Annotated in this window: 23 protein-coding genes; 13 read left to right on the top strand and 10 right to left on the bottom strand. The window is 57.6% G+C overall.

Going from position 1 to position 20,224, the window contains the following annotated elements:
- Positions 1–26: 26 nt before the first annotated feature.
- From ABMC88_RS15850 to ABMC88_RS15820, 7 genes are all read right to left on the bottom strand, one after another.
- Positions 27–911, bottom strand: a complete 885-nt coding sequence (locus ABMC88_RS15850) for an MBL fold metallo-hydrolase (protein WP_349577860.1) — start codon at positions 909–911, stop codon at positions 27–29.
- A 37-nt stretch (positions 912–948) separates the two neighbouring features.
- Positions 949–1,527, bottom strand: a complete 579-nt coding sequence (locus ABMC88_RS15845; protein ID WP_349577859.1) for a hypothetical protein — start codon at positions 1,525–1,527, stop codon at positions 949–951.
- Complete coding sequence (locus ABMC88_RS15840; RefSeq protein ID WP_349577858.1) at positions 1,527–1,955, bottom strand: DUF6691 family protein; 429 nt, start codon at positions 1,953–1,955, stop codon at positions 1,527–1,529. Before ABMC88_RS15840 ends, ABMC88_RS15845 begins: the two co-directional genes overlap by 1 nt.
- A gap of 3 nt (positions 1,956–1,958) precedes the next feature.
- The gene (locus ABMC88_RS15835; protein WP_349577857.1) at positions 1,959–2,396 is read right to left on the bottom strand and encodes a YeeE/YedE family protein; all 438 of its coding nucleotides are present in this window, start codon (positions 2,394–2,396) and stop codon (positions 1,959–1,961) included.
- Complete coding sequence (locus ABMC88_RS15830) at positions 2,393–2,605, bottom strand: YgaP family membrane protein (RefSeq protein ID WP_349577856.1); 213 nt, start codon at positions 2,603–2,605, stop codon at positions 2,393–2,395. Before ABMC88_RS15830 ends, ABMC88_RS15835 begins: the two co-directional genes overlap by 4 nt.
- A gap of 86 nt (positions 2,606–2,691) precedes the next feature.
- Positions 2,692–3,363: a Crp/Fnr family transcriptional regulator gene (locus tag ABMC88_RS15825; protein WP_349577855.1), complete on the bottom strand. Its 672-nt coding sequence runs from the start codon at positions 3,361–3,363 to the stop codon at positions 2,692–2,694.
- Positions 3,360–3,824, bottom strand: a complete 465-nt coding sequence (locus tag ABMC88_RS15820; RefSeq protein WP_349577854.1) for an RrF2 family transcriptional regulator — start codon at positions 3,822–3,824, stop codon at positions 3,360–3,362. The genes ABMC88_RS15825 and ABMC88_RS15820 overlap by 4 nt, the downstream gene beginning before the upstream one ends.
- Positions 3,825–3,930: 106 nt before the next feature.
- Here ABMC88_RS15820 and ABMC88_RS15815 point away from each other — a divergent pair, with 106 nt between their 5' ends.
- From ABMC88_RS15815 to ABMC88_RS15785, 7 genes are all read left to right on the top strand, one after another.
- Entirely contained in the window at positions 3,931–4,557 is a 627-nt protein-coding gene (locus ABMC88_RS15815; protein ID WP_349577853.1) for a peroxiredoxin, read from the top strand.
- Between the two features lie 27 nt (positions 4,558–4,584).
- On the top strand, positions 4,585–5,994 hold the full coding sequence (locus tag ABMC88_RS15810) for a cytochrome ubiquinol oxidase subunit I (RefSeq protein WP_349577852.1): 1,410 nt from the start codon (positions 4,585–4,587) through the stop codon (positions 5,992–5,994).
- A gap of 10 nt (positions 5,995–6,004) precedes the next feature.
- Positions 6,005–7,006, top strand: a complete 1,002-nt coding sequence (cydB, locus tag ABMC88_RS15805; protein ID WP_349577851.1) for a cytochrome d ubiquinol oxidase subunit II — start codon at positions 6,005–6,007, stop codon at positions 7,004–7,006.
- On the top strand, positions 7,006–7,116 hold the full coding sequence (locus tag ABMC88_RS15800) for a DUF2474 family protein (protein ID WP_349577850.1): 111 nt from the start codon (positions 7,006–7,008) through the stop codon (positions 7,114–7,116). Before cydB ends, ABMC88_RS15800 begins: the two co-directional genes overlap by 1 nt.
- Before the next feature lie 558 nt (positions 7,117–7,674).
- The gene (locus ABMC88_RS15795) at positions 7,675–7,899 is read left to right on the top strand and encodes a DUF1127 domain-containing protein (protein WP_349577849.1); all 225 of its coding nucleotides are present in this window, start codon (positions 7,675–7,677) and stop codon (positions 7,897–7,899) included.
- Complete coding sequence (locus ABMC88_RS15790; RefSeq protein ID WP_349577848.1) at positions 7,889–8,113, top strand: DUF1127 domain-containing protein; 225 nt, start codon at positions 7,889–7,891, stop codon at positions 8,111–8,113. The genes ABMC88_RS15795 and ABMC88_RS15790 overlap by 11 nt, the downstream gene beginning before the upstream one ends.
- 345 nt (positions 8,114–8,458) lie before the next feature.
- A complete protein-coding gene (locus ABMC88_RS15785; protein ID WP_349577847.1) occupies positions 8,459–10,207 on the top strand; it encodes a sugar phosphorylase in 1,749 nt (582 codons plus the stop codon).
- Here the strand turns inward: ABMC88_RS15785 and ABMC88_RS15780 are convergent.
- The 3 genes from ABMC88_RS15780 to ABMC88_RS15770 all read right to left on the bottom strand — a co-directional run bounded on the left by ABMC88_RS15780 (position 10,204) and on the right by ABMC88_RS15770 (position 13,031).
- Positions 10,204–11,424, bottom strand: a complete 1,221-nt coding sequence (locus tag ABMC88_RS15780) for a glycosyltransferase family protein (protein WP_349577846.1) — start codon at positions 11,422–11,424, stop codon at positions 10,204–10,206. The two genes, ABMC88_RS15785 and ABMC88_RS15780, sit on opposite strands and share 4 nt — an antisense overlap.
- Before the next feature lie 11 nt (positions 11,425–11,435).
- Positions 11,436–12,218 (bottom strand): HAD-IIB family hydrolase, encoded by a 783-nt coding sequence (locus tag ABMC88_RS15775; protein ID WP_349577845.1) that lies wholly within the window; start codon positions 12,216–12,218, stop codon positions 11,436–11,438.
- A gap of 165 nt (positions 12,219–12,383) precedes the next feature.
- Positions 12,384–13,031, bottom strand: coding sequence for a GntR family transcriptional regulator (locus ABMC88_RS15770; protein ID WP_349577911.1), 648 nt, complete (start codon positions 13,029–13,031; stop codon positions 12,384–12,386).
- A gap of 138 nt (positions 13,032–13,169) precedes the next feature.
- On the opposite strand from ABMC88_RS15770, the gene dctP reads away from it, so the two are divergent.
- From dctP to pcaF, 6 genes are all read left to right on the top strand, one after another.
- On the top strand, positions 13,170–14,156 hold the full coding sequence (dctP, locus tag ABMC88_RS15765) for a TRAP transporter substrate-binding protein DctP (protein ID WP_349577844.1): 987 nt from the start codon (positions 13,170–13,172) through the stop codon (positions 14,154–14,156).
- Between the two features lie 70 nt (positions 14,157–14,226).
- Complete coding sequence (locus tag ABMC88_RS15760) at positions 14,227–14,775, top strand: TRAP transporter small permease (RefSeq protein ID WP_349577843.1); 549 nt, start codon at positions 14,227–14,229, stop codon at positions 14,773–14,775.
- A complete protein-coding gene (locus tag ABMC88_RS15755) occupies positions 14,775–16,091 on the top strand; it encodes a TRAP transporter large permease (RefSeq protein WP_349577842.1) in 1,317 nt (438 codons plus the stop codon). The genes ABMC88_RS15760 and ABMC88_RS15755 overlap by 1 nt, the downstream gene beginning before the upstream one ends.
- The gene (locus tag ABMC88_RS15750) at positions 16,088–17,326 is read left to right on the top strand and encodes a malonyl-CoA decarboxylase (protein WP_349577841.1); all 1,239 of its coding nucleotides are present in this window, start codon (positions 16,088–16,090) and stop codon (positions 17,324–17,326) included. Before ABMC88_RS15755 ends, ABMC88_RS15750 begins: the two co-directional genes overlap by 4 nt.
- An 11-nt stretch (positions 17,327–17,337) precedes the next feature.
- On the top strand, positions 17,338–18,849 hold the full coding sequence (locus ABMC88_RS15745; protein WP_349577840.1) for a malonate--CoA ligase: 1,512 nt from the start codon (positions 17,338–17,340) through the stop codon (positions 18,847–18,849).
- Between the two features lie 154 nt (positions 18,850–19,003).
- Complete coding sequence (pcaF, locus tag ABMC88_RS15740; protein WP_349577839.1) at positions 19,004–20,206, top strand: 3-oxoadipyl-CoA thiolase; 1,203 nt, start codon at positions 19,004–19,006, stop codon at positions 20,204–20,206.
- Positions 20,207–20,224 lie beyond the last annotated feature (18 nt).

The raw sequence follows: 20,224 nt of genomic DNA, 5'->3' as shown, positions 1-20,224 counted from the left end.
AAAGATGGGTTCCGCTTGGGGCGATGTTACAATCCGTTGACCGGCACTTTGAGCATCGGGTTGCCGTTGGCGTCAGTCGGCACTTCACCCGCGCGCATGTTCACCTGCAACGAGGGAATGATCAGCTTTGGCATGGCCAGCTGTGCGTCGCGTTCGGTGCGGAACTTGATAAAATCCTCGCGGGTTCTGTCGCCGCCTACGTGGATGTTGTTGGCCTTCTGTTCGGCCACTGTGGTTTCCCATTCGATTGCGCGACCATTCGGGCCGTAGTCGTGGCACATGAACAGGCGTGTCTCGTCGGGCAGGGACAGGACTTTCATGATGCTGTCATACAGCTCACCTGCGGACCCGCCCGGGAAATCACAACGCGCAGAGCCGCCGTCAGGCATGAACAACGTGTCACCAGCAAAGGCCGCATTGCCGATCACATGCACCATACACGCGGGCGTGTGACCGGGGGTGTACATGGCAAAGGCCTGCATGTTGCCGATCTGGTAGGTGTCGCCATCCTTGAATAGCGCATCAAACTGCGAGCCATCGCGCTGGAACTCGGTGCCTTCGTTAAAGATTTTCCCAAAGGTCTCTTGCACGACCATGATCTTTTCGCCCACGCCGATTTTGCCGCCGAGCTTTTGCTGGATATAGGGGGCTGCGCTGAGGTGGTCGGCGTGAACGTGGGTCTCGATGATCCACTCCAGTTTGCCGCCCAGCTCGTTGATGCGCGCAACCATCGCGTCCGCGTGATCATAGGTGATGCGCCCCGCGGCATAGTCGATGTCCATGACGCTATCGATGATGGCGCAGGCGGGGGATGTCGGGTCTTTGACGATATAGCTGATGGTGTTTGTCGCTTCGTCAAAGAAGGCTTCGACTTCGGGTTTGACGCTCATGTCTACGGGATAGTCTGTCATTTCATTTCCTCCAGTTTTGCGATGCGCGGTGCGGGGCCTAGTGGCCCATGCCGCGCTTTGTCATCATGTCATGTACGGCGTCCATGCCGCGTTCCGCCATTGCCGTTACTTCGGCGGCGTGGGTATGCAGGGCAGCGATAACCGCTGGGTCATCCGAGGTCTGGATCACAACCAAACCATCATTGGTGATGTCGATGTTTGACGTGATCGCCTTACCCCTCAGAAAGAAGATATCCAGCGTCGGGCTCTGGATGATAATCTTGGGATCATCCAACTGGTCCACGCGGTCGATCATCCCGAGTGAGTGGCTGATCAAGGCCGCGCTTACCGCGGGATCAGAGGAGCGGGTGATGGTCTTGATCCCGTTTGGCAGGTTTTCCACCTCACGGGTGATCGTCTTGAAGCCCTTGAACAGCGCGGCGATTTCGGCGCTTTCTTGGGGCGTTGCGTTCTCTCCGCGCAGGCCGGGCATGTTGACTTTGTCATGCACATGGCCTGCACCATGGGTGTGCCCGCCGCCGTGCACCGTTTGCGCCACGCTCCACGCGCCGGTGGTGGAAATGCCAACCGCCAGAACCAGCATCGCGATGCGTTTGGGAGAGGACACGGACCGCATCAAGCTGGCTTTGCAGGTGCCAAAGTGCCAAGCAACCTGCGCAGATAAAAGCCGACAACCACTGCGACAAGGAAAAGGGCAACTTCCCATTGGCCCGTTCCAAGCGCAGGGATAGCAGCACCCGGGCAAAAGCCTGCGATGCCCCAGCCGATGCCGAACAAGGCAGACCCGCCGACAAGCTTCATGTCGATGTTTGTTCCCGTCGGCACCTGAAAGCGCCCGCCAAACAAGGGCGTGTCACGCTTCCACGCCAGCCGATACCCGAAGAAGGTAATAACAAGCGCGCCACCCATCACAAAGGCAAGGCTGGGATCCCATGTGCCTGCAAGGTCAAAGAAGTTGAGAACTTTTGCAGGGTCCATCATGCCCGAAATCGCGATGCCGATGCCAAAAACAAGGCCGGTAATAAGTGCAAAGATCAGTTTCATGGCTTAACCTCCAAAAACGTGACGGATCAGGAAAACGGTGATCGCAGCCGTGACCATAAAGGTCGGGACCGCCACGATGGACCGCACGGAGAGGCGTGACAAACCGCAGACACCGTGGCCTGACGTGCAGCCAGACCCAAGGCTTGCGCCGATGCCCCCAATGACGCCGCCGATGGCGATCATGGCAGGGCTGACAGGAATGGTGAGCGTGGGCATCGTGCCTGTGACAGCGAACAACAGCACAGGGGCCAGGACCATCCCGACGACCAGTGCCGCACGCCATGACAGCTCGTCACGGTTCTCAAAAAACACCAGCCCCGACAGAATGCCCGTCGCCCCGAATATGCGGCCAAGGCCCAGCATCAAAAGAACAGCCGCAAGGCCGATCAAGGCCCCGCCACCCAGCGATTGAAACGGTGTGAATGCGGTTTCAAATATCATAGTTTGCAGGTCCGAATGCCAAAGATGCGGTACAGCGGACAGAACTTCATTGCCGATGTGCCCAGCATCACCAAACCTGCGATAACCGATATTACCGTCGCGGCGGTTCCGTTGAAAATGGCCAGCCCACTCACAAAGGGTGCGGCCAGTAGAACGATGCCCAGAACCGCGCGGAAGATGCGGTCAAGGTTGCCTAGATTCGTGGTCATGTCGTTGCCTCTCATTAAAGATACATTCAAGATAGCGCTTTCACCCGCATGGTTCAGTGACATTGTCACCAAGTATTCAACTTTCTTTACGCGCTATGGTCGGCGAGGGTCTGAAGCTGGCGTTTGTCTTTGAGCGTCACGCTCCCGCGGGCCTGTTCGATCCAGCCGCGGCGCTGAAACTCTTGCAGCTGGCGCGAGACGACTTCGCGGGCGGTGCCCAGTTCGACAGACAGTTTTTGGTGCGTAGTAGATACGGTATCAGACCCGCCAGAGAGTTTGACCAACTTGTCCGCCAGCCGCACGTCAATCCGTTGAAAGGCGACCTCGTCGATCATCAGGAACAGGTCGGTGATGCGCTTGGAAAAGGCCGCAAAAACGAAATCCCGAAAGGGTTTGGAACCTGCGACCAGATCGTCAAACACGCCACGCGGAACCGCCGCGGCCTTTACCACGGTTTCTGCAATGCCTTCTGCGGAATAGTCATCATACGCCAACAGGCAGGCCGTGGTCAGCACACAGCTTTGGCCCGCTTCGATACGGTACAGGACAATCTGGTGACCCGTCTCGGAGACCTGCTGCACCCGCACCGTCCCGTCCAGTAGGAACAGCATGTTTTCAGGTGAGTTGCCGGGGCCGAAAACCATGGTGTTCTTGGCAACGCTGACGATTGTACTGCGGGTTGTCAGCAGCTGTTTGGTTGGCAGGTCCAAGCGGGACAAACCCGGGAACCTTTCGACCCAATTGGCATCGTCGGTCATGGCGCGACCGTTTCCGTTCGGGGAATTTCAAGCGGGGCGATCCGCTCCATCAACTGACCGCGATTGGCGGCGATGTCCGCGATGGTCAGATCATCCAGAACGGCCATGAAGGCCGCGGTTGCTTCTTGCATTTTGCGCGACAGGATGCAGATGCCCATCAGGGGACAGGTGTTCTTCTCGGGATTGAAGCACTCGACAACATCCAGCGGCCCTTCGGTAATGCGGACGACCTCGCCGACAATAATCTGTTCGGGCGGGCGGGCCAGCCGAAAGCCTCCGTTGCGCCCGCGCACTGTTTCCAGATACCCGGCTTTGCCCAGTTCGTGTACGATTTTCATAATGTGGGGGCGGGACAAATTGTGGATTTGGGCCACATCGTCAATCCGCACAAGGTCAGGCGCCTTCAGCGCAGCAAGCTGGAGCGAGCGCATCGCATAGTTCGTGTAACTGGTAAGTTTCATGGGTGCATCCTGTTGCCGCAGTAAAAGATACATTCAAACTATTGCTTTTGTAAAGAGGCTGCGCTAAATCAACGAATAGAACTATTCTAAATATAGGAAATACGAGATGACACTCAGAATCGGCGACACCGCACCCGACTTTTCAGCAGACACAACAACCGGCCCGATCAGCTTTCATGATTGGATCGGCGATGATTGGGCGTTCTTCTTTAGCCACCCTGCGGATTTCACCCCCGTTTGCACCACGGAAATGGGCCGCACCTCGCAGCTGTCGGAACAATTCGCCAAACGCGGCGTGAAGCCCATCGGCCTGTCCACGGATACGGTAAGCGAGCACGTCAAGTGGATCGACGATGTGAACGACACCCAGAACACCGACCTGCGGTTTCCGATCGTTGCGGATGCCGACCTGACCGTCGCCAAGCAATACGATATGATCCACCCAAACGAGAGCGAGACAGCCGCCGTACGCTCGGTGTTCATCATTGACCCGAACAAGAAGATTCGCCTGACGATGACCTATCCGATGAGCGTGGGACGCAACTTTGATGAAATTCTGCGCGTCATTGATGCGCTGCAAACCGGCGACAAGCACAAGATCGCAACCCCTGCGGATTGGGTGCCAGGCCAAGAGGTCATCATCCCGCCGTCCGTCTCTGACGCGGATGCAAAGGTTGCTTTCCCCCAGGGTTTCGAAACACTTCGTCCGTATCTGCGTAAAGTCAAAATCTAACCCCCGCCAACCCGATGGAGCACGCCCATGTTTGATGGTTTCACAGCAGAGACACTGGCGCGGATACAATTCGCGTTCACCGTGTCCTTCCACATTATCTTTCCTGCGTTCTCCATCGGGTTGGCAAGCTACCTTGCCGTCCTGAACGGTCTTTGGCTGCGCACCCGCGACGAGACGTATCTGACGTTGTTCACATACTGGAAAAAGATATTTGCCGTGGCCTTTGGCATGGGCGTCGTGTCGGGCATTGTGATGTCGTATCAGTTCGGGACGAACTGGTCGGTCTTCTCCGACAAGACGGGTCCGGTGCTGGGCCCGTTGATGGCGTACGAAGTCCTGTCGGCCTTTTTCCTTGAGGCTGGGTTCCTTGGCATCATGTTGTTCGGGCGCGAACGGGTGGGCGACAAGCTGCATATGTTTGCGACGGCTATGGTTGCCTTCGGCACGCTGATGTCGGCCACGTGGATTTTGTCTGTAAACTCGTGGATGCAGACGCCAGTGGGGTACAGCATTAACGAGCTGGGTCAATTTGTGCCGGAAGACTGGTGGCAGATTGTGTTCAATCCGTCCTTCCCCTATCGCCTGACCCATATGGTGCTGGCTGCGTATCTGACCACCGCTTTGGTCGTTGGTGGCGTTGGCGGCCTGCACCTGTTGCGCAACCGTGAAGACGCACCTGCGCGTCGCATGTTCTCTATGGCGATGTGGATGCTGATTGTCGTGGCGCCTTTGCAAATTCTTGCAGGCGATATGCACGGCATCAACACGCTGGAACACCAGCCCGCCAAAGTAATGGCGATGGAAGGGCATTATGATAGCCACCCTGACGGCGCGCCGTTGATCCTGTTCGGCATTCCAAACGCGGAAGAGAAACGTATCGATTACGCTGTGCAAATTCCCTACCTGTCGAGCATGATCCTGAAGCACCATTGGGACGCGCCGCTGGATGGTCTGGACACCATCCCCGACGACGAAGAACCCCCCGTGGCGATTGTTTTCTGGAGCTTCCGCGTCATGGTTGGCCTTGGCTTTGCGATGCTGGGACTTGGTGGATGGGCCTTGTGGCGACGAATCCGCGGGCGGCTTTTCGATACGCCGCTGCTACACCGTGCGGCGATTGTGATGGGGCCAATGGGGTTTGTCGCAGTTCTTGCAGGCTGGATCACTACCGAGGTCGGCCGCCAGCCGTTCACCGTCTACGGCTTGCTGCGCACCTCGGACAGTTTGGCACCTGTGGCAGCCCCCGCTGTGGCCGCATCGCTGATCGCCTTCATCATTGTTTACTTCTTTGTCTTCGGCGCGGGCACCATCTACCTGCTGCGAATGATGAACATAACCCCTGCGGACGCAAAGCTGGACCTGCGCGACGGGCCAATCCGCACCGCAGGCATCACCCCGATTGCCCAATCAAAACCAGACGCCATTCTCGGCGAATAGGAGATAACCCATGTTTGAACTTTCCTTTATCTGGGCGGGCATCATCGCCTTTGCTGTCCTGACTTATGTGATCCTCGACGGCTTTGATCTGGGTGTCGGTATCCTGTTCCCTCTTGCTGATGGAGAGCGGGAAAAGGCCACCATGATGAACTCCATCGCGCCCATTTGGGACGGGAATGAAACCTGGCTGGTTCTGGGGGGCGGCGGGCTGTTTGCGGTTTTCCCGCTGGCCTATGCGGTGATCATGCCCGCGCTTTATATGCCGATTATCCTGATGCTTCTGGCGCTGATCTTTCGCGGTGTTGCCTTTGAATATCGCTGGCGCACCGAGGACGGGAAACACATCTGGGACGCCGCGTTCTTTGGCGGGTCTATCGTTGCCGCCTTTATGCAAGGCATCGCCCTTGGAGCGTTGGTCCAAGGCATCGAGGTAGCGGACCGTGCCTATGCGGGCGGCTGGTGGGACTGGCTTAGCGTCTTCTCGATCCTGACGGGTGTCGCGGTTGTTGTTGGTTACGCCCTGTTGGGGGCGACATGGATCATCCTCAAGACCGAGGACGCCCTGCAACGGCGCATGCAGCACTATGCCTGGTATTTGGGCGCTGCCACTCTCGCCTTCATCGCTGTGGTCAGCATCCTGACACCTTTTCAGGACCCCGAGTATTTTCAACGTTGGCTGAGCCTGCCTGGAAGCATCTTTAGCGTGCTCATGCCGGGTGCGGTTATTGCGGTCGCTTGGGCGCTGTTCACAGGTCTGAATGCGGGCAAGGATGCCCAACCGTTTCTTGCAGCGCTCAGCCTGTTTGTTTTGTGCTTCATCGGTATCGGGATCAGCTTTTACCCCAATATCATCCCCCCCAGCCTGACCATCGCCGAGGCTGCGGCCCCTGACGAAAGTCTGCGTTTCGCGCTGGTCGGGACCGTCGTTCTGGTGCCGATGATCCTTGCCTATACTGCCTATGCCTATTGGGTGTTTCGCGGTAAAATCGATCCTGAAGAGGGGTACCACTGATGGGGCGCGCAACTTTGCAAAGGATTGGCTGGTTCATCGCGATCTGGGTCGCAAGTGTCGCGGCGCTTGGGCTTGTCGCTTACGCAATCCGCTTGGCCATCCACGTTTGAAATCAGAGCTTTACTAAAACCAAACTGGATGAGTGGCGAAACTGAGCGTGACAATGCACGAGCCGCCCTTCGCGGCCTCATGCTGAGATGACTTTTGATGTAGGTGCGCAAAACGTTGGACAGGTCGAGCAGAAGGTAGGGCGCCGGTGATGCGACCAAAGCCGTGGCGGGCGCATTCCTGCGCTTCTCACTACCGTCATTCGGCTATGTTCTTTTGGTAAGGCAGGTCAACGGGGACACATCCCCGATTTATTTACATAAGATTGATTACAACTTTTCTCACACCGCCCGCAAAGTTTGACTGTCCCATACCTGAAAAGTAAACGAGTCACGCGTCCCAAGCTGAACGGCTGCTCGATCATAGCGGTCCAATTCTGGAGGCCTCTGCCCTTCTCGGCAAGACTGGCATCTGCGTGGTCTGCCTCCTCCCAACCACTCGCCTATTCCAAAATGGCATGGCAGCTATGCCAAATCACCCGGTTGTGAGCGCTACCGAAACTTCGTACTTCTGCAGTGCAGCATAAATACTGCAACGCAGCAATAAGACGAGGTAACATCATGGCGATCACAAGATCTATTTCCGGGCTGGATGCCGTATCGGACGCTGCCCACGCATTCTTTCATCAAAAATGGGACGCGCTCCTGAAGACACTGGAACGCCGCCGCGTCTGCCGCACAACGCGGGGCGAGCTGGCCATCCTTTCCGACCGCGAACTTCGCGATCTGGGCATCCCGCGTAGCAACATCAAAAGACTGGCACTGGAGGCAGCAAATGGCGTTTAATTCACACACGAACGAGGGCACCTCGTTCCATCCCGCAGCAGCATTGTCACGCATGGCAAGCGCCACAGCCGCAAAGGCAGGCAAGTTTGTTCATGCACTGCAAACCGCACGCATGGTGTCGGTGCTAACAAACATGAGCGATCAACAGCTCAAACAGATCGGCATCACGCGTTCCGAAATCGGCCAATACGCGCAAAAGCTGACCGCGAAATAAGCAGTCACGGGCCGCGAGGTGCGTGGCCCCACGAAATACGCTGACCCTCACTCCTCCCCGAGGGTTCCAGCCTGCGCGGGTCCGACCCGAGCATAAGGTCAGCATCTTCACCCTCCTCCCGAAGATGCTGACCGAAAATTACAGGCAGGCGCAGGTTGTGATCCTGCCAATCCTCGGCTCTGATTTTTGACATTGACGGATCAGATTGCCTAAATTCTGGGCGAATGCGGATTTGCCCGCGAACTTGTTGATCTGATGCGGCCCCTGACGGGTATGCCCTCGCTAAGGCGTGGATGCGTTGGTACGGTCAGGGGTGCTGAAAACGGAAATACGAGTCATGTTTCAATGAAAGATCCCGCCAGTTCGATCGGTCCGAAAATTTCAGGTCTGTTGCGTCAAATATATCCGGAGCTGGACGGTGATATCCTGACCAGCAAAGTGATCGACGCCTTTTGGCCCGACGGTACAGAGCGCCGCAAGCGCGGGCGCGTTCGGGGCAATTCCTTGTGGTCGCAGAAAGACGCCCTGCTGATCACTTACGGCAACTCTATCATCGACGGCGCGCACAAGCCGCTGGATCTTTTGTCGGACTTCCTTGCGACCTATCTGGATGGCACGCTGAACGCTGTGCATATCCTGCCCTTCTTTCCCTACACATCCGACGATGGCTTTGCGGTATCGGACTTTCGCGCGGTTAACCCGCAGCTGGGGGATTGGGCAGACATCAACCGCATTGCCGACCGCTTCACGCTGATGTCAGACCTTGTGCTGAACCATGTGTCCAGTCAGGGCAACTGGTTCAACGCCTACCGCCAAGGCCAAGCGCCCTATGACAAGTTCTTCTTTGAAGCCTCGCCCGAGGACGATTTGCGCGATGTTGTGCGCCCCCGCACAACGCCATTATTGCGAGAGGTCGAGACCAGCAACGGCACCCGCCACGTGTGGTGTACCTTCAGCCATGATCAGGTTGATCTGGATTTTCGCAACCCCGAGGTCCTGATTGAATTTCTGCGCATCATCCGGCTGCATGTAGACAATGGCGTGCAGATCATCCGCCTCGATGCAGTTGCGTTTTTGTGGAAGGAAATCGGATCGCCTTCGATACATCTGCCGCAAACCCATGCGGTAATCAAACTGATGCGGCTGCTGTGTGACTTTGCCGCCGAGAAGGTGATCTTGCTGACCGAAACCAACGTGCCGAAGGCCGAGAACCTCAGCTATTTCGGCGATGGGGACGAAGCGCACGCGATCTATAACTTTCCGCTTCCGCCGCTGATCTTGCATGCGATGATGTCCGGCAACGCCGAGTATCTGCGCCGTTGGCAGCGCGGGATGCCCCCCGCCCCGATGGGGTGCGCTTATCTGAATTTTACGGCCAGCCACGATGGCATCGGAATGCGCCCCGCCGAAGGGTTGCTGCCCGAAGGTGAAAAGCAACAAGTCATCGACACTGTGAAGCAGATTGGCGGGTTGGTCTCTATGCGCACGATGCCCGACGGCAGCGAAAGCCCTTATGAGCTGAACACGACCTTTTACGATGCCATGTCACAGACGTTTGCGGGGGCCGATGCGCATCACCATGCGCGGTTTGTCTGTTCGCAGACCATTGTCATGTCCCTTGAAGGGATACCCGCCTTCTATATTCACGCCATGCTGGCCGCTCCGAATGATCACAAAGGCGTCGCGCACCGCGGGATGAACCGTGCCATCAACCGCCACCGCTGGAACTATCCCGACTTGCGCGACCTGTTGAGCGATCCCGCCACACCGCAGGCCCGCGCCCTGTCAGACCTGTCCGAGCGTCTAAAAATTCGCAAACGCCAGCCTGCATTCCACCCTAACGCCACGCAATTTACGGTCAACATGGGGGACGAGCGTGTGTTCGGGGTCTGGCGTCAAAGCCTCGATCGGGGTCAGTCCATCTTTGCGCTGCACAACGTCAGCGATGCGGCGGTTACAATATCTGTTGCTGCGCTGAACCTGATCGAGGACCAGCATTGGGTTGACCTGCTTGGCGGTGCGGTGATCGACACCGCAGCCTCACAGATCACCGTAGCCCCCTATCAATGCATGTGGATCACGAACCACCACTAGACATATTCGGCCTCATCGGCGGTAGCAGCGGCGCGCAATTCACCCAGAAATTCGGGATCAGCGGAATGCACGCGGTTCCATGTTGGAATGAACGGCGTCTCGTGCGGATTGTCCAAAAAGAACTGCCCAGCCCGCATGATATTTTCCGCAAACAGCTCGATCGCGCGTTCTTCCTTGTGGCGATCAATCGACAGCCCGTTCATCTTGGCATCGTTGTAATAGGCCTCAAGCAGATCCAGCGCACAGCGGTAGTATGTCGCCTTGAGCGTGCGGAAAACGTTGGGCGTGAACACCGTGCCGTCTGCTGCCAACTTGCGGAAGATCGCTTTGCAGATGTCGGTCGACATGCGGCTCAGGCCCGCATTTGAGTCTTCCTCGCTCAGGTCCTGGTGCTTGTGATCGTACTGGTCGGCAATCTCGACCTGACACACCGCCTGCGGGGCAAGGTTGCGCCATGCCTCGGACAATATCCCGATTTCCAGCCCCCAATCCGACGGTATCCGCAGATCAGGCAGCATCGACGTGCGCATCGCAAATTCACCCGACAGCGGATAGCGGAAACTGCGCAGGTAATCGATATAATCCCGGTCCCCCACGACCTTTTTCAGGGCAATCAACAAGGGGCTAACCAACAGACGGGACACACGCCCGTTCAACCGGTCCTGCCCCACACGGGCGTAATATCCTTTGGCCAGTTGATAGGGGAAACCCACGTTTGCGACGGGATAAATAAGACGCGCCAGCAGTTCATTCGTGTAAGTCAGGATATCGCAATCATGGATCGCCATCACGGCACTGTCTTCACAGGCAATCAGATATCCGATTGCGGACCAGACATTCTTCCCTTTGCCCGGCTCGGACGGGGCCAAACCCATCTCTGTCAGCTTCGACCCAAGCGCGAGCATACGGGGGCTGTCGTTCCAGATCACGATGTGGTTCTGGTTCAGCCCCTTAAAGAACTCTTTCGCGTGGCGGTATTGCGCTTCGTCGGCGCGGTCCAATCCGATGATAACGCGGTGCAGGTAGGGCACTTTGGACAGCTCGTCCAAAATCTTGGGCATCGCGTCTGTTTCCAGCTCGGAATACAAACACGGCAGGACCAGCGACATATTGCGGTTCGCGGCGAACACCTCAAGCTCGTAGGTCAGCTCGTCGAGCGAACGGGTCCGCAGATTGTGCAGTGTTGTGATGTTCCCGTTCTGATGAAAATCGGCCATGTTCGTCCCTTTTATAAACTCAGTCGTGCCAGGTGCGCGAGGATCGCGGCGTTCCAGCCATCAGGGCCGGCCTGCGTTGTACGTAAGATGCGACCCCCGGTTTCGCCGTCAAGAATTGGCAACGGGTCGCGGTGCGGGTTTGCAATAATGACGCCGCTATCAGCGGCTTGCAGCATTTCGACATCGTTGGGCGCATCCCCCAAGGCAATGGTGTGTTGCGGCGCATAATCTTGAATGATCCGCGCCATTTGGTCCGCTTTGGTCGCGCCGAAAGAGAGTGTCAAAAACCGCCCGCCTTCCCGCGCAGATATGCCCAGTGGCTGCAACGCCTTCAGAAACGCGCTCTTTTCATCCGCCGTCCCTGACCATGTTCCAGGTTCCGAAAATGCGCGGTCTTGCGCCAGAACGGCCTGTGCGTGCGACAGGCCAGTCGCCTCGGCAACCTCTCTTGCATCCATATCCCCGAAGCCTTGAAATTTCTCTCTGAGCGGGGCGGCGACCTGCTGCAAGCCCGCCCGCAGCTGCGCATAGCCCGAGCGGTCCATGTCATCGCCCGCATGAGGCGCTAGCAGCCCCGCGCCATTTTCGACAATCGCGGGCCATGCCTGCAAACAGAGGTCTTGACGCAGAGCGTGGATTTCCGGCGCTGTCTTACTGCTGGCCATCACAACACCCGCGCCAATTGCGGCAAGGCGTTCAAGGGCAGGCGATGCCGGATCCCAAGAATAATCCACGTGAGAAAGCAGTGTGCCGTCAAGGTCAGTGAATACAAGCAGCGGCAGTTGAGGTCTCATACCCGCAAGCTTGCGAATTATTCCCGGCAGGTGCAAGCGATACCTGCCTAAATCCGGCCATGGCCCCATAGACAGATCACACCACTTCAAAAGCTGCTGTTTTTGAGCCGTTGTCCGTTTCACCCCTGCCCCGTCCCCGATCCGTTCACACGCCACGCGCAGACTCTACCGTTGCAGGCTCGCGATCAGCTGGTGAAATTTCTCGCCCTGAATCGCCACATGAGCGCGCAGTGTTTTGGCGACACTTTCCGCATCACCGTCTTTAAGGAATTGCAGAACTGCCAAATGCTCGCTCATGGATTGCTCAAGCCGCCCGCGAAAGCGGAGCTGAATTCTGCGGTAGGCTCTGAGGCGGTTTTGAAGCTGTAACGCCTGTTTTTCCAGATACCCGTTTGCAGCGCCGCGGTAGATGATCTGGTGAAACGTTTCGTTCTCTGCGTAATAGCGATCATGATCAGACGCCTCTATCGCTTGCTGGCAGCGGTCGTTGACTGCGGCCAAAGCCTCTAAATCCTGATCGCTCATTCGTGTGGCGGCTAGGCGGCCACAAACGGCTTCGATCTCCGCCATGGTTTCAAACATTTCCATCAGTTCAACCGGACCGGGTTGGCGGATAAAGACGCCCCTGCGTGGGATCTGCTCGGCCATTCCAGAGGTAACAAGAACCTGTAATGCTTCGCGGATCGGGGTGCGGGAAACATTGAATTGCTCGGCCAGCTTCAGCTCGTCCAGACGATCACCATCCTGAAATTCGCCCGCAAAAACGAGCTGTTCCAACGTGTCTGCGATTTGATCTGCGCGCCTGATGTCCATGTGCAATCCATAGCATCTGAGGGGGGCAAAATGCAATCTGGATTTTCTTGTATACAAGAACGTTGACTTGGTCGGCAAGCCGTGTGACCTTCCTGCGCAATGTCAGCGGAAAGTTGATTCACACCCAGGGAGGGAAATATGAAGTTTTCAAAACTCACAGCAACGGCCATGGCCGCGTTTCTGGCCATCGGTTCAGCGGCGAGCGCGGAAACACTGCGCCTGTCGCATCAATGGTCAAACAAGGATGTCCGCCACCAGGTCGCCCAGATGGTTGCCGATGATGTCGCCGCAGCGGGCGTTGATCTGGATATCCAGATTTTCGGTTCCAAGTCCCTGTTCAAACCACGCGAGCAATATCGCCCGCTCAGCCGTGGCCAGCTGGATATGACCGTTCTGCCACTTAGCTATGCGGGGGGGCAGCAGCCCGCCTATAACCTGACGTTGATGCCCGGCATGGTGAAAAACCACGACCACGCCGCCCGTCTGAGCGCCTCGCCTTTTATGGCAGCGCTTGAGGAAAAGATGGCCGAAGATGACGTCATGGTTTTGGTGCACGGCTATCTTGCGGGCGGTTTCGTCGGCAAAGACAAATGCATTACAAAGCCCGAGGATGTGAAGGGTCTGCAAACCCGCGCCGCCGGCAAGGCGTTTGAACAAATGCTTGCGGGGGCGGGGGCCTCCATCACCGGCATGGCCTCGTCCGAGATTTACAACGCAATGCAGACAGGCGTTTTGAACGCAGCGAACACGTCGTCTTCGTCCTTTGTCTCTTACCGCATTTACGAGCAGGTCAGCTGCTACACCCCTGCGGGCGACGTGGCGTTGTGGTTCATGTACCAGCCGCTGCTGATGAACAAATCCAGATTTGATGGCCTGACTGCGGACCAGCAAAAAGCGCTGATGGATGCATCGGCAAAAGCGCAGGCATTCTATCTTGAAGAAGCCAAAAAGCAGGATGCCGCATCCGAGAAAGTCTTCCGCGATGCAGGGGTCGAGATTGCCCAGATGTCCGCCGACGACTTTGAAGCATGGCGCGCGCTGGCACAGGAAACCTCCTATGCCAAATTCGTATCGGAAGTTGACGGCGGTCAAGAGCTTCTCGATATGGCGCTGGCTGTCGAATAAACCGCATCGGATCGGGCCGCGTTTTTGATGCGGCCCGTCTACACCACCCACTTCATCCAAGGACATCGTTATGGCGGGCCAAAGCTCTGTCGCGGTGGCGCAAACGGGCGGTAATCCGTTTCTGCGTCTCGTGGCTGTACTCTCTACACTTGCGGGCTGGTGCTCGGCTGCGATGATTGTCGCGGCGATTGCGATCACCTGCCAAATGATCTTTGTGCGCTTTGTGCTGAACGGATCGACCATCTGGCAGACCGAGGCCGTGATCTACCTTGCAATCGGAGCCACCCTGATCGGGCTGCCCTATGTCCAGCGGTTGCGCGGGCACGTGAACGTGGATTTGATTCCGCTAGCGTTAAAGCCCCGTGCGCGGTTTGTGCTGGCGATATTCACACTGTCCCTGTCGATTGTGATGGTGGCGATCATGCTGTGGCATTCATATGAGTTCTGGCACCTCACATGGGAGCGGAACTGGAAATCCGACACCGTCTGGGGCGTGCGCCTGTGGATACCCTATCTGGCGCTGCCGGTCGGGTTTGCCCTGTTCTTGCTGCAACTGGTCGCTGATCTGGTTGCCATTGTGCTGAAAATTGAAAAGCCCTTCGGCTTGGAGGACGTGTAATGGACCCGCTCACCCTTGGTGCGATTGTTGCCGTCTGTACTATTCTGGTCTTGTTTTCCGGAGTGTCCGTGGCCCTTGGCCTGTTGATCGTCTCGACCGGTTTCATCATGATTTTCGACGGTATGCGCTCGCTCGAGCTGTTGCCCGAAATCCTGTTTGGAAAGCTTGATAACTTCGCGCTTTTGTCGATCCCGATGTTCATCATCATGGGGTCGTCCATTGCCTCCACCCGTGCAGGCGCCGACCTTTATGAGGCGCTTGAGCGTTGGCTGACCCGCGTGCCGGGTGGCTTGGTGATCTCGAACCTCGGGGCCTGTGCGCTGTTTGCTGCCATGTCGGGGTCGAGCCCTGCAACCTGTGCGGCCATTGGCAAGATGGGCATCCCCGAGATGCGCAAGCGCGGCTATCCTGACGGCGTCGCCGCAGGCTCTATCGCGGCGGGTGGCACGCTGGGCATTTTGATCCCGCCCTCCGTCACGATGATCGTTTATGGCATCGCGACCGAGCAATCCATCGGCCGCCTGTTTCTTGCGGGCGTTATTCCGGGGTTGATGTTGGTCGGACTGTTCATGGCGTGGTCGCTTTATGCCACGTGGAAATCCGGCGACCAGCAATTGCTCGCGCAGGGGTCCTACACATGGAAAGAGAAGATCGAAATCCTGCCGCGTGTCCTGCCGTTCCTGTTCATCATCGTGGGCGTCCTTTATGCGATGTATGGCGGCGTGGCGACACCGTCCGAGACAGCGGCAGTTGGCGCGCTGTTGTGCCTGATTATCGCGATGGTGATCTACAAACTCTGGAACCCTGCCGATCTGTGGGTCGTGCTGCGCGACAGCACCAAAGAAAGCGTGATGATCCTGTTTATCATCGCGGCGGCGGGGGTGTTTTCCTACATGCTATCGAGCCTGTTCATCACGCAATCCATTGCCGCGTGGATCGGCACGCTGGACGTGAACCCTTGGGTCTTGATGGGGGCAGTGAACATCTTTCTATTGATCGCAGGCTTCTTCCTGCCCCCTGTTGCTGTGATCCTGATGGCCGCACCGATTTTGCTGCCGATCATCACGACCGCGGGCTTTGATCCGATCTGGTTCGCCGTGGTCCTGACCATCAACATGGAAATCGGTCTGATCTCGCCGCCTGTGGGGCTGAACCTCTATGTCATCAACGGTATCGCGCCCGACATCTCGCTAAAGACCATCCTCGCGGGGTCCCTGCCCTTTGTGGCCTGCATGGTGATTGCAATCATCCTGCTGTGCCTCTTTCCGGGGCTTGCGACATGGTTGCCGAACGCGGTCATGGGGGCGGCAATATGAGCTATCTGAACGGCCTATTCTCAACCGTGTTCGAGCGCCGCTTTGCGCGCGCTGTCTCGACCGATGCGCGGGGGCGCGAAATCGCAGATCTGTCGCATGACCTGCTTGGCACGCAGGGGGAGGTGTCGGGCAGCACCTTGGCCCAACTCATCCTTGACCAATACACGCAGGCCGACGCCCCGGCCAAAAAGGCGTTCTTTCAGTTCTTGTTGCGCGATCTGGAGATTGACCCCGTCGAAGTCGTCGAGACCCTCAAGGACTACAAAGCCGCGCCGTCAAAACGCAGTTACCGCGCCTATGCCGCCGCAAGCGAACCGAAGCGGCAGGAGCTGCTGCGCAGGCTCAATCAGGTGCGCGGCGGCACGCAGCGCCTTGTCTCGATGCGGCGCGATCTGTTGCAAATGATCCGCGAGGACGCCACGCTGGAGCCTCTGGACGTGGATTTCCAACACCTCTTTGCGTCATGGTTCAATCGCGGCTTTCTGGACCTGCGGCGGATCAACTGGTCCAGCCCGGCGGAGGTTCTGGAAAAGATCATCGCCTATGAGGCCGTGCACGCCATCGACAGCTGGGATGATCTGCGCCGCCGCCTGCAACCCGCCGACCGCCGCTGTTACGGCTTTTTCCATCCAGCCATGCCAGACGAGCCGCTGATTTTTGTGGAGGTCGCCCTGACCATCGGCATTCCGAATTCCGTACAGAACCTGTTGACCGATGGCCGCGCCCCGATCGACGCAGAGGAGGCCGACACCGCCGTTTTCTACTCAATCTCGAATTGTCAGGCGGGTTTGGCGGGCATCTCTTTCGGCAACTCGCTGATCAAACAAGTCGCCGCCGATCTGGCGGGGGATCTTGGGGCGCTCGACACTTTTGTGACGCTGTCGCCGATCCCGGGCCTAACGAAGTGGCTGGACAAAACGCAAAACCCCGCCCTTGACCGTGCGCCCGTGGAAGCACAGGCCGCGCACTATTTGCTGAGCGCGAAGCGGGCCGACAAGTTGCCCGTTGATCCGGTGGCGCGGTTCCATCTTGGCAACGGGGCCGCCGTTCATGCGGTCCATGCCAATGCCGACATCTCCGACAACGGTATGCGCCAATCCAAAGGTGCGATGGTTAACTATCTCTATGATCTGTCACAGGTCACCACCAACCACGAACAGTTTGTTACCGAAAAGACCGTCGCTGCCTCGACGGCGGTGCGAACGTTGAGTGCATCAATCCCGCCCGAAGCGTGAGGAACAAAACAATGACAAACCCGCTGTATGACACCCTGTTTGGCCAACACGATCAAAGCGATGCTGTTTTCCTGCACCTGCAAGACGGCACCACGCTGACCTATGCGCGATTTCTGGAAACCGCAGCGCAATACGCGGGCTACCTGACCCAACTGGGTTTGCGGGCAGGCGACCGCGTTGCCGTGCAGATTGAAAAATCCGCCGAAGCGCTGGCCGTCTATGCGGCTTGTGCGCAATCGGGGTTGGTTTTTCTGCCGCTGAACACTGGATACACAGCCGACGAGATTGCGTATTTTGTCGAAAACAGCGGCGCGGGTATTGTGCTGTGTGACGATCGCAAACGCAGCGATCTGGCGCCAATCGCAGCGCGGTGCGGCGCGATTCTGGAAACACTGAACGCGGACGGCTCCGGCAGCTTCGCGCAACAGGCGGCCTCGCTGCCCACAAGGTTCGAGACCGTCGCACGCAGTCGCGATGACCTTGCCGCATTCCTCTATACTTCCGGCACAACAGGCCGTTCAAAAGGCGCAATGCTGAGCCAAGGCAACCTGTTGTCCAACGCGCAGACGCTGGTGGATGAATGGAGATTCACGACCCAAGATGTGTTGCTGCACGCGCTGCCCATCTTTCATACCCACGGGCTGTTTGTGGCCAGCAATATTACCTTGCTCGCGGGCGGGCAGATGATTTTTGCGCCCAAATTTGATCTGGACCAGATGATCGCGGACATGCCCCGTGCCACCACGATGATGGGGGTTCCCACCTTTTACACACGCCTTCTTGGGGATGCGCGGTTTACCAAAGAACTAACCAAAGACATGCGCCTGTTCATCTCTGGCAGTGCGCCGCTTTTGGCGGAAACGCATATTCAGTTCGAAGACCGCACGGGCCACCGCATTCTGGAACGCTACGGGATGACCGAAACCAATATGAACACCTCGAACCCCTATGAGGGAGAGCGGCGCGCAGGGACTGTTGGCCTCCCCCTGCCCGGTGTCGAGCTGAAGATCACCGACAGCAAGACCGGCGCCACCCTTCCCCAAGGCGAAATAGGCGAGATCGAAGTGCGCGGCCCTAACGTGTTCCAGGGCTATTGGCAGATGCCCGAAAAGACCGCAGAAGAGCTGCGAAGTGATGGTTTTTTCATCACCGGTGACCTTGGCCAGATGGATGCAGACGGATACGTGAGCATTGTCGGGCGAAACAAGGACCTCATCATCTCGGGCGGGTACAACATTTATCCCAAAGAGATCGAATTGCTTCTCGATGATCAGGATGGCGTGCTGGAAAGTGCGGTGATCGGGGTTCCCCATGCCGATTTCGGGGAAAGCGTCGTGGGCGTTCTGGTGGCAAAGCCTGAGGCGGATCTGGATCTGGACCACATCAAGGCGAGCCTCTCGAATTCCTTGGCCCGTTTTAAGCAGCCGCAGAAACTGGTCGTTCTGCCCGAACTGCCGCGCAACACAATGGGCAAAGTTCAAAAGAAATCACTCCGTGAGCAGTTCGCGGCGATCTTTCAATAAGGCGCATCTTCAGCACGGCGGTTGCATCAAACGGTTGCGCCAACATGTTACTTGATGTTGGGGGTTTGAAAATTTTCGTAACTTAATTATTGAAAAAATCCGCTCCGTCACGTACACCCTGTGAAAATAGTATTTTCACAGTAGGGAGAGTGTCGTGGAAGCTTTGATTTGTGATGGTGTCCGCACACCCATTGGCCGTTATGGTGGATCGTTGTCATCAGTGCGTACCGATGACCTTGCGGCCCTTCCGATCGCCGCCTTGATGTCGCGCAATCCAAGTGTTGATTGGGCGAAAGTAGACGAAGTCGTCTACGGTTCTGCCAATCAGGCAGGTGAAGACAACCGCAACGTGGCTCGCATGGCCGCCCTTCTTGCTGGTCTGCCTCAGGATGTTCCCGGCGCCACAATCAACCGTCTGTGCGCCAGTGGCATGGACGCCGTGGGTTTTGCCGCACGCGGGATCAAAGCGGGCGATTACGACCTGACAATCGCAGGCGGCGTCGAGAGCATGAGCCGCGCCCCCTTTGTGATGCCCAAAGCGACCAGCGCCTTTACCCGCGCCAATGCGGTCTATGACACCACCATCGGCTGGCGTTTCATCAACCCCAAGATGGAGGCGCAATACGGCGTCGATTCCATGCCGCAGACCGCCGATAACGTCGCCGCCGATTACAACGTCGACCGCGATGCGCAGGACGCGATGGCCGCCCGGTCTCAGGCCAACTGGGCCGCGGCCCATGCCGCAGGACATTTCGCGGATGAGCTCTGCTCAGTTGAAATCCCCCAGCGCAAAGGCGATCCGATCACCTTTGACACCGATGAACACCCCCGCTCCGGAACGGACGCGGCAAGACTGGCAAAACTTAAGGGCGTCAACGGCCCCGATCTGACCGTGACCGCAGGCAATGCCAGCGGCGTGAACGACGGCGCTGCCGCCCTGCTCATCGCGTCAGAGGCTGCCGCCAAACAACACGGCCTCACACCAATGGCCCGCATCATCGGCATGTCATCCGCAGGTGTTGCCCCCCGCATCATGGGCATCGGCCCCGTTCCTGCCAGCCAAAAGGTGCTGGAGCGGGCGGGCCTGACCATTGACCAGATGGACATAATCGAGCTGAACGAGGCTTTCGCCGCCCAAGGCATCGCCACCCTGCGTGAGCTGGGCGTGGCCGATGACGACCCCCGCGTGAACCCCCAAGGCGGCGCGATTGCCATGGGGCACCCGCTGGGCATGTCGGGCGCACGTCTGGTCCTGACGGCGGCACACCAACTCAAACGCACGGGCGGGCGCTATGCGCTTTGCACCATGTGTGTGGGCGTGGGCCAAGGCTCTGCGATGATTATCGAACGTATCTAAGACCCTTTTTTGAGGAGA

Origin of the sequence: Sulfitobacter aquimarinus, assembly GCF_040149565.1 — a bacterium.
In the GTDB taxonomy this organism is placed as follows: domain Bacteria; phylum Pseudomonadota; class Alphaproteobacteria; order Rhodobacterales; family Rhodobacteraceae; genus Sulfitobacter; species Sulfitobacter aquimarinus.
This window is presented reverse-complemented; position numbering and strand designations above follow the sequence as displayed.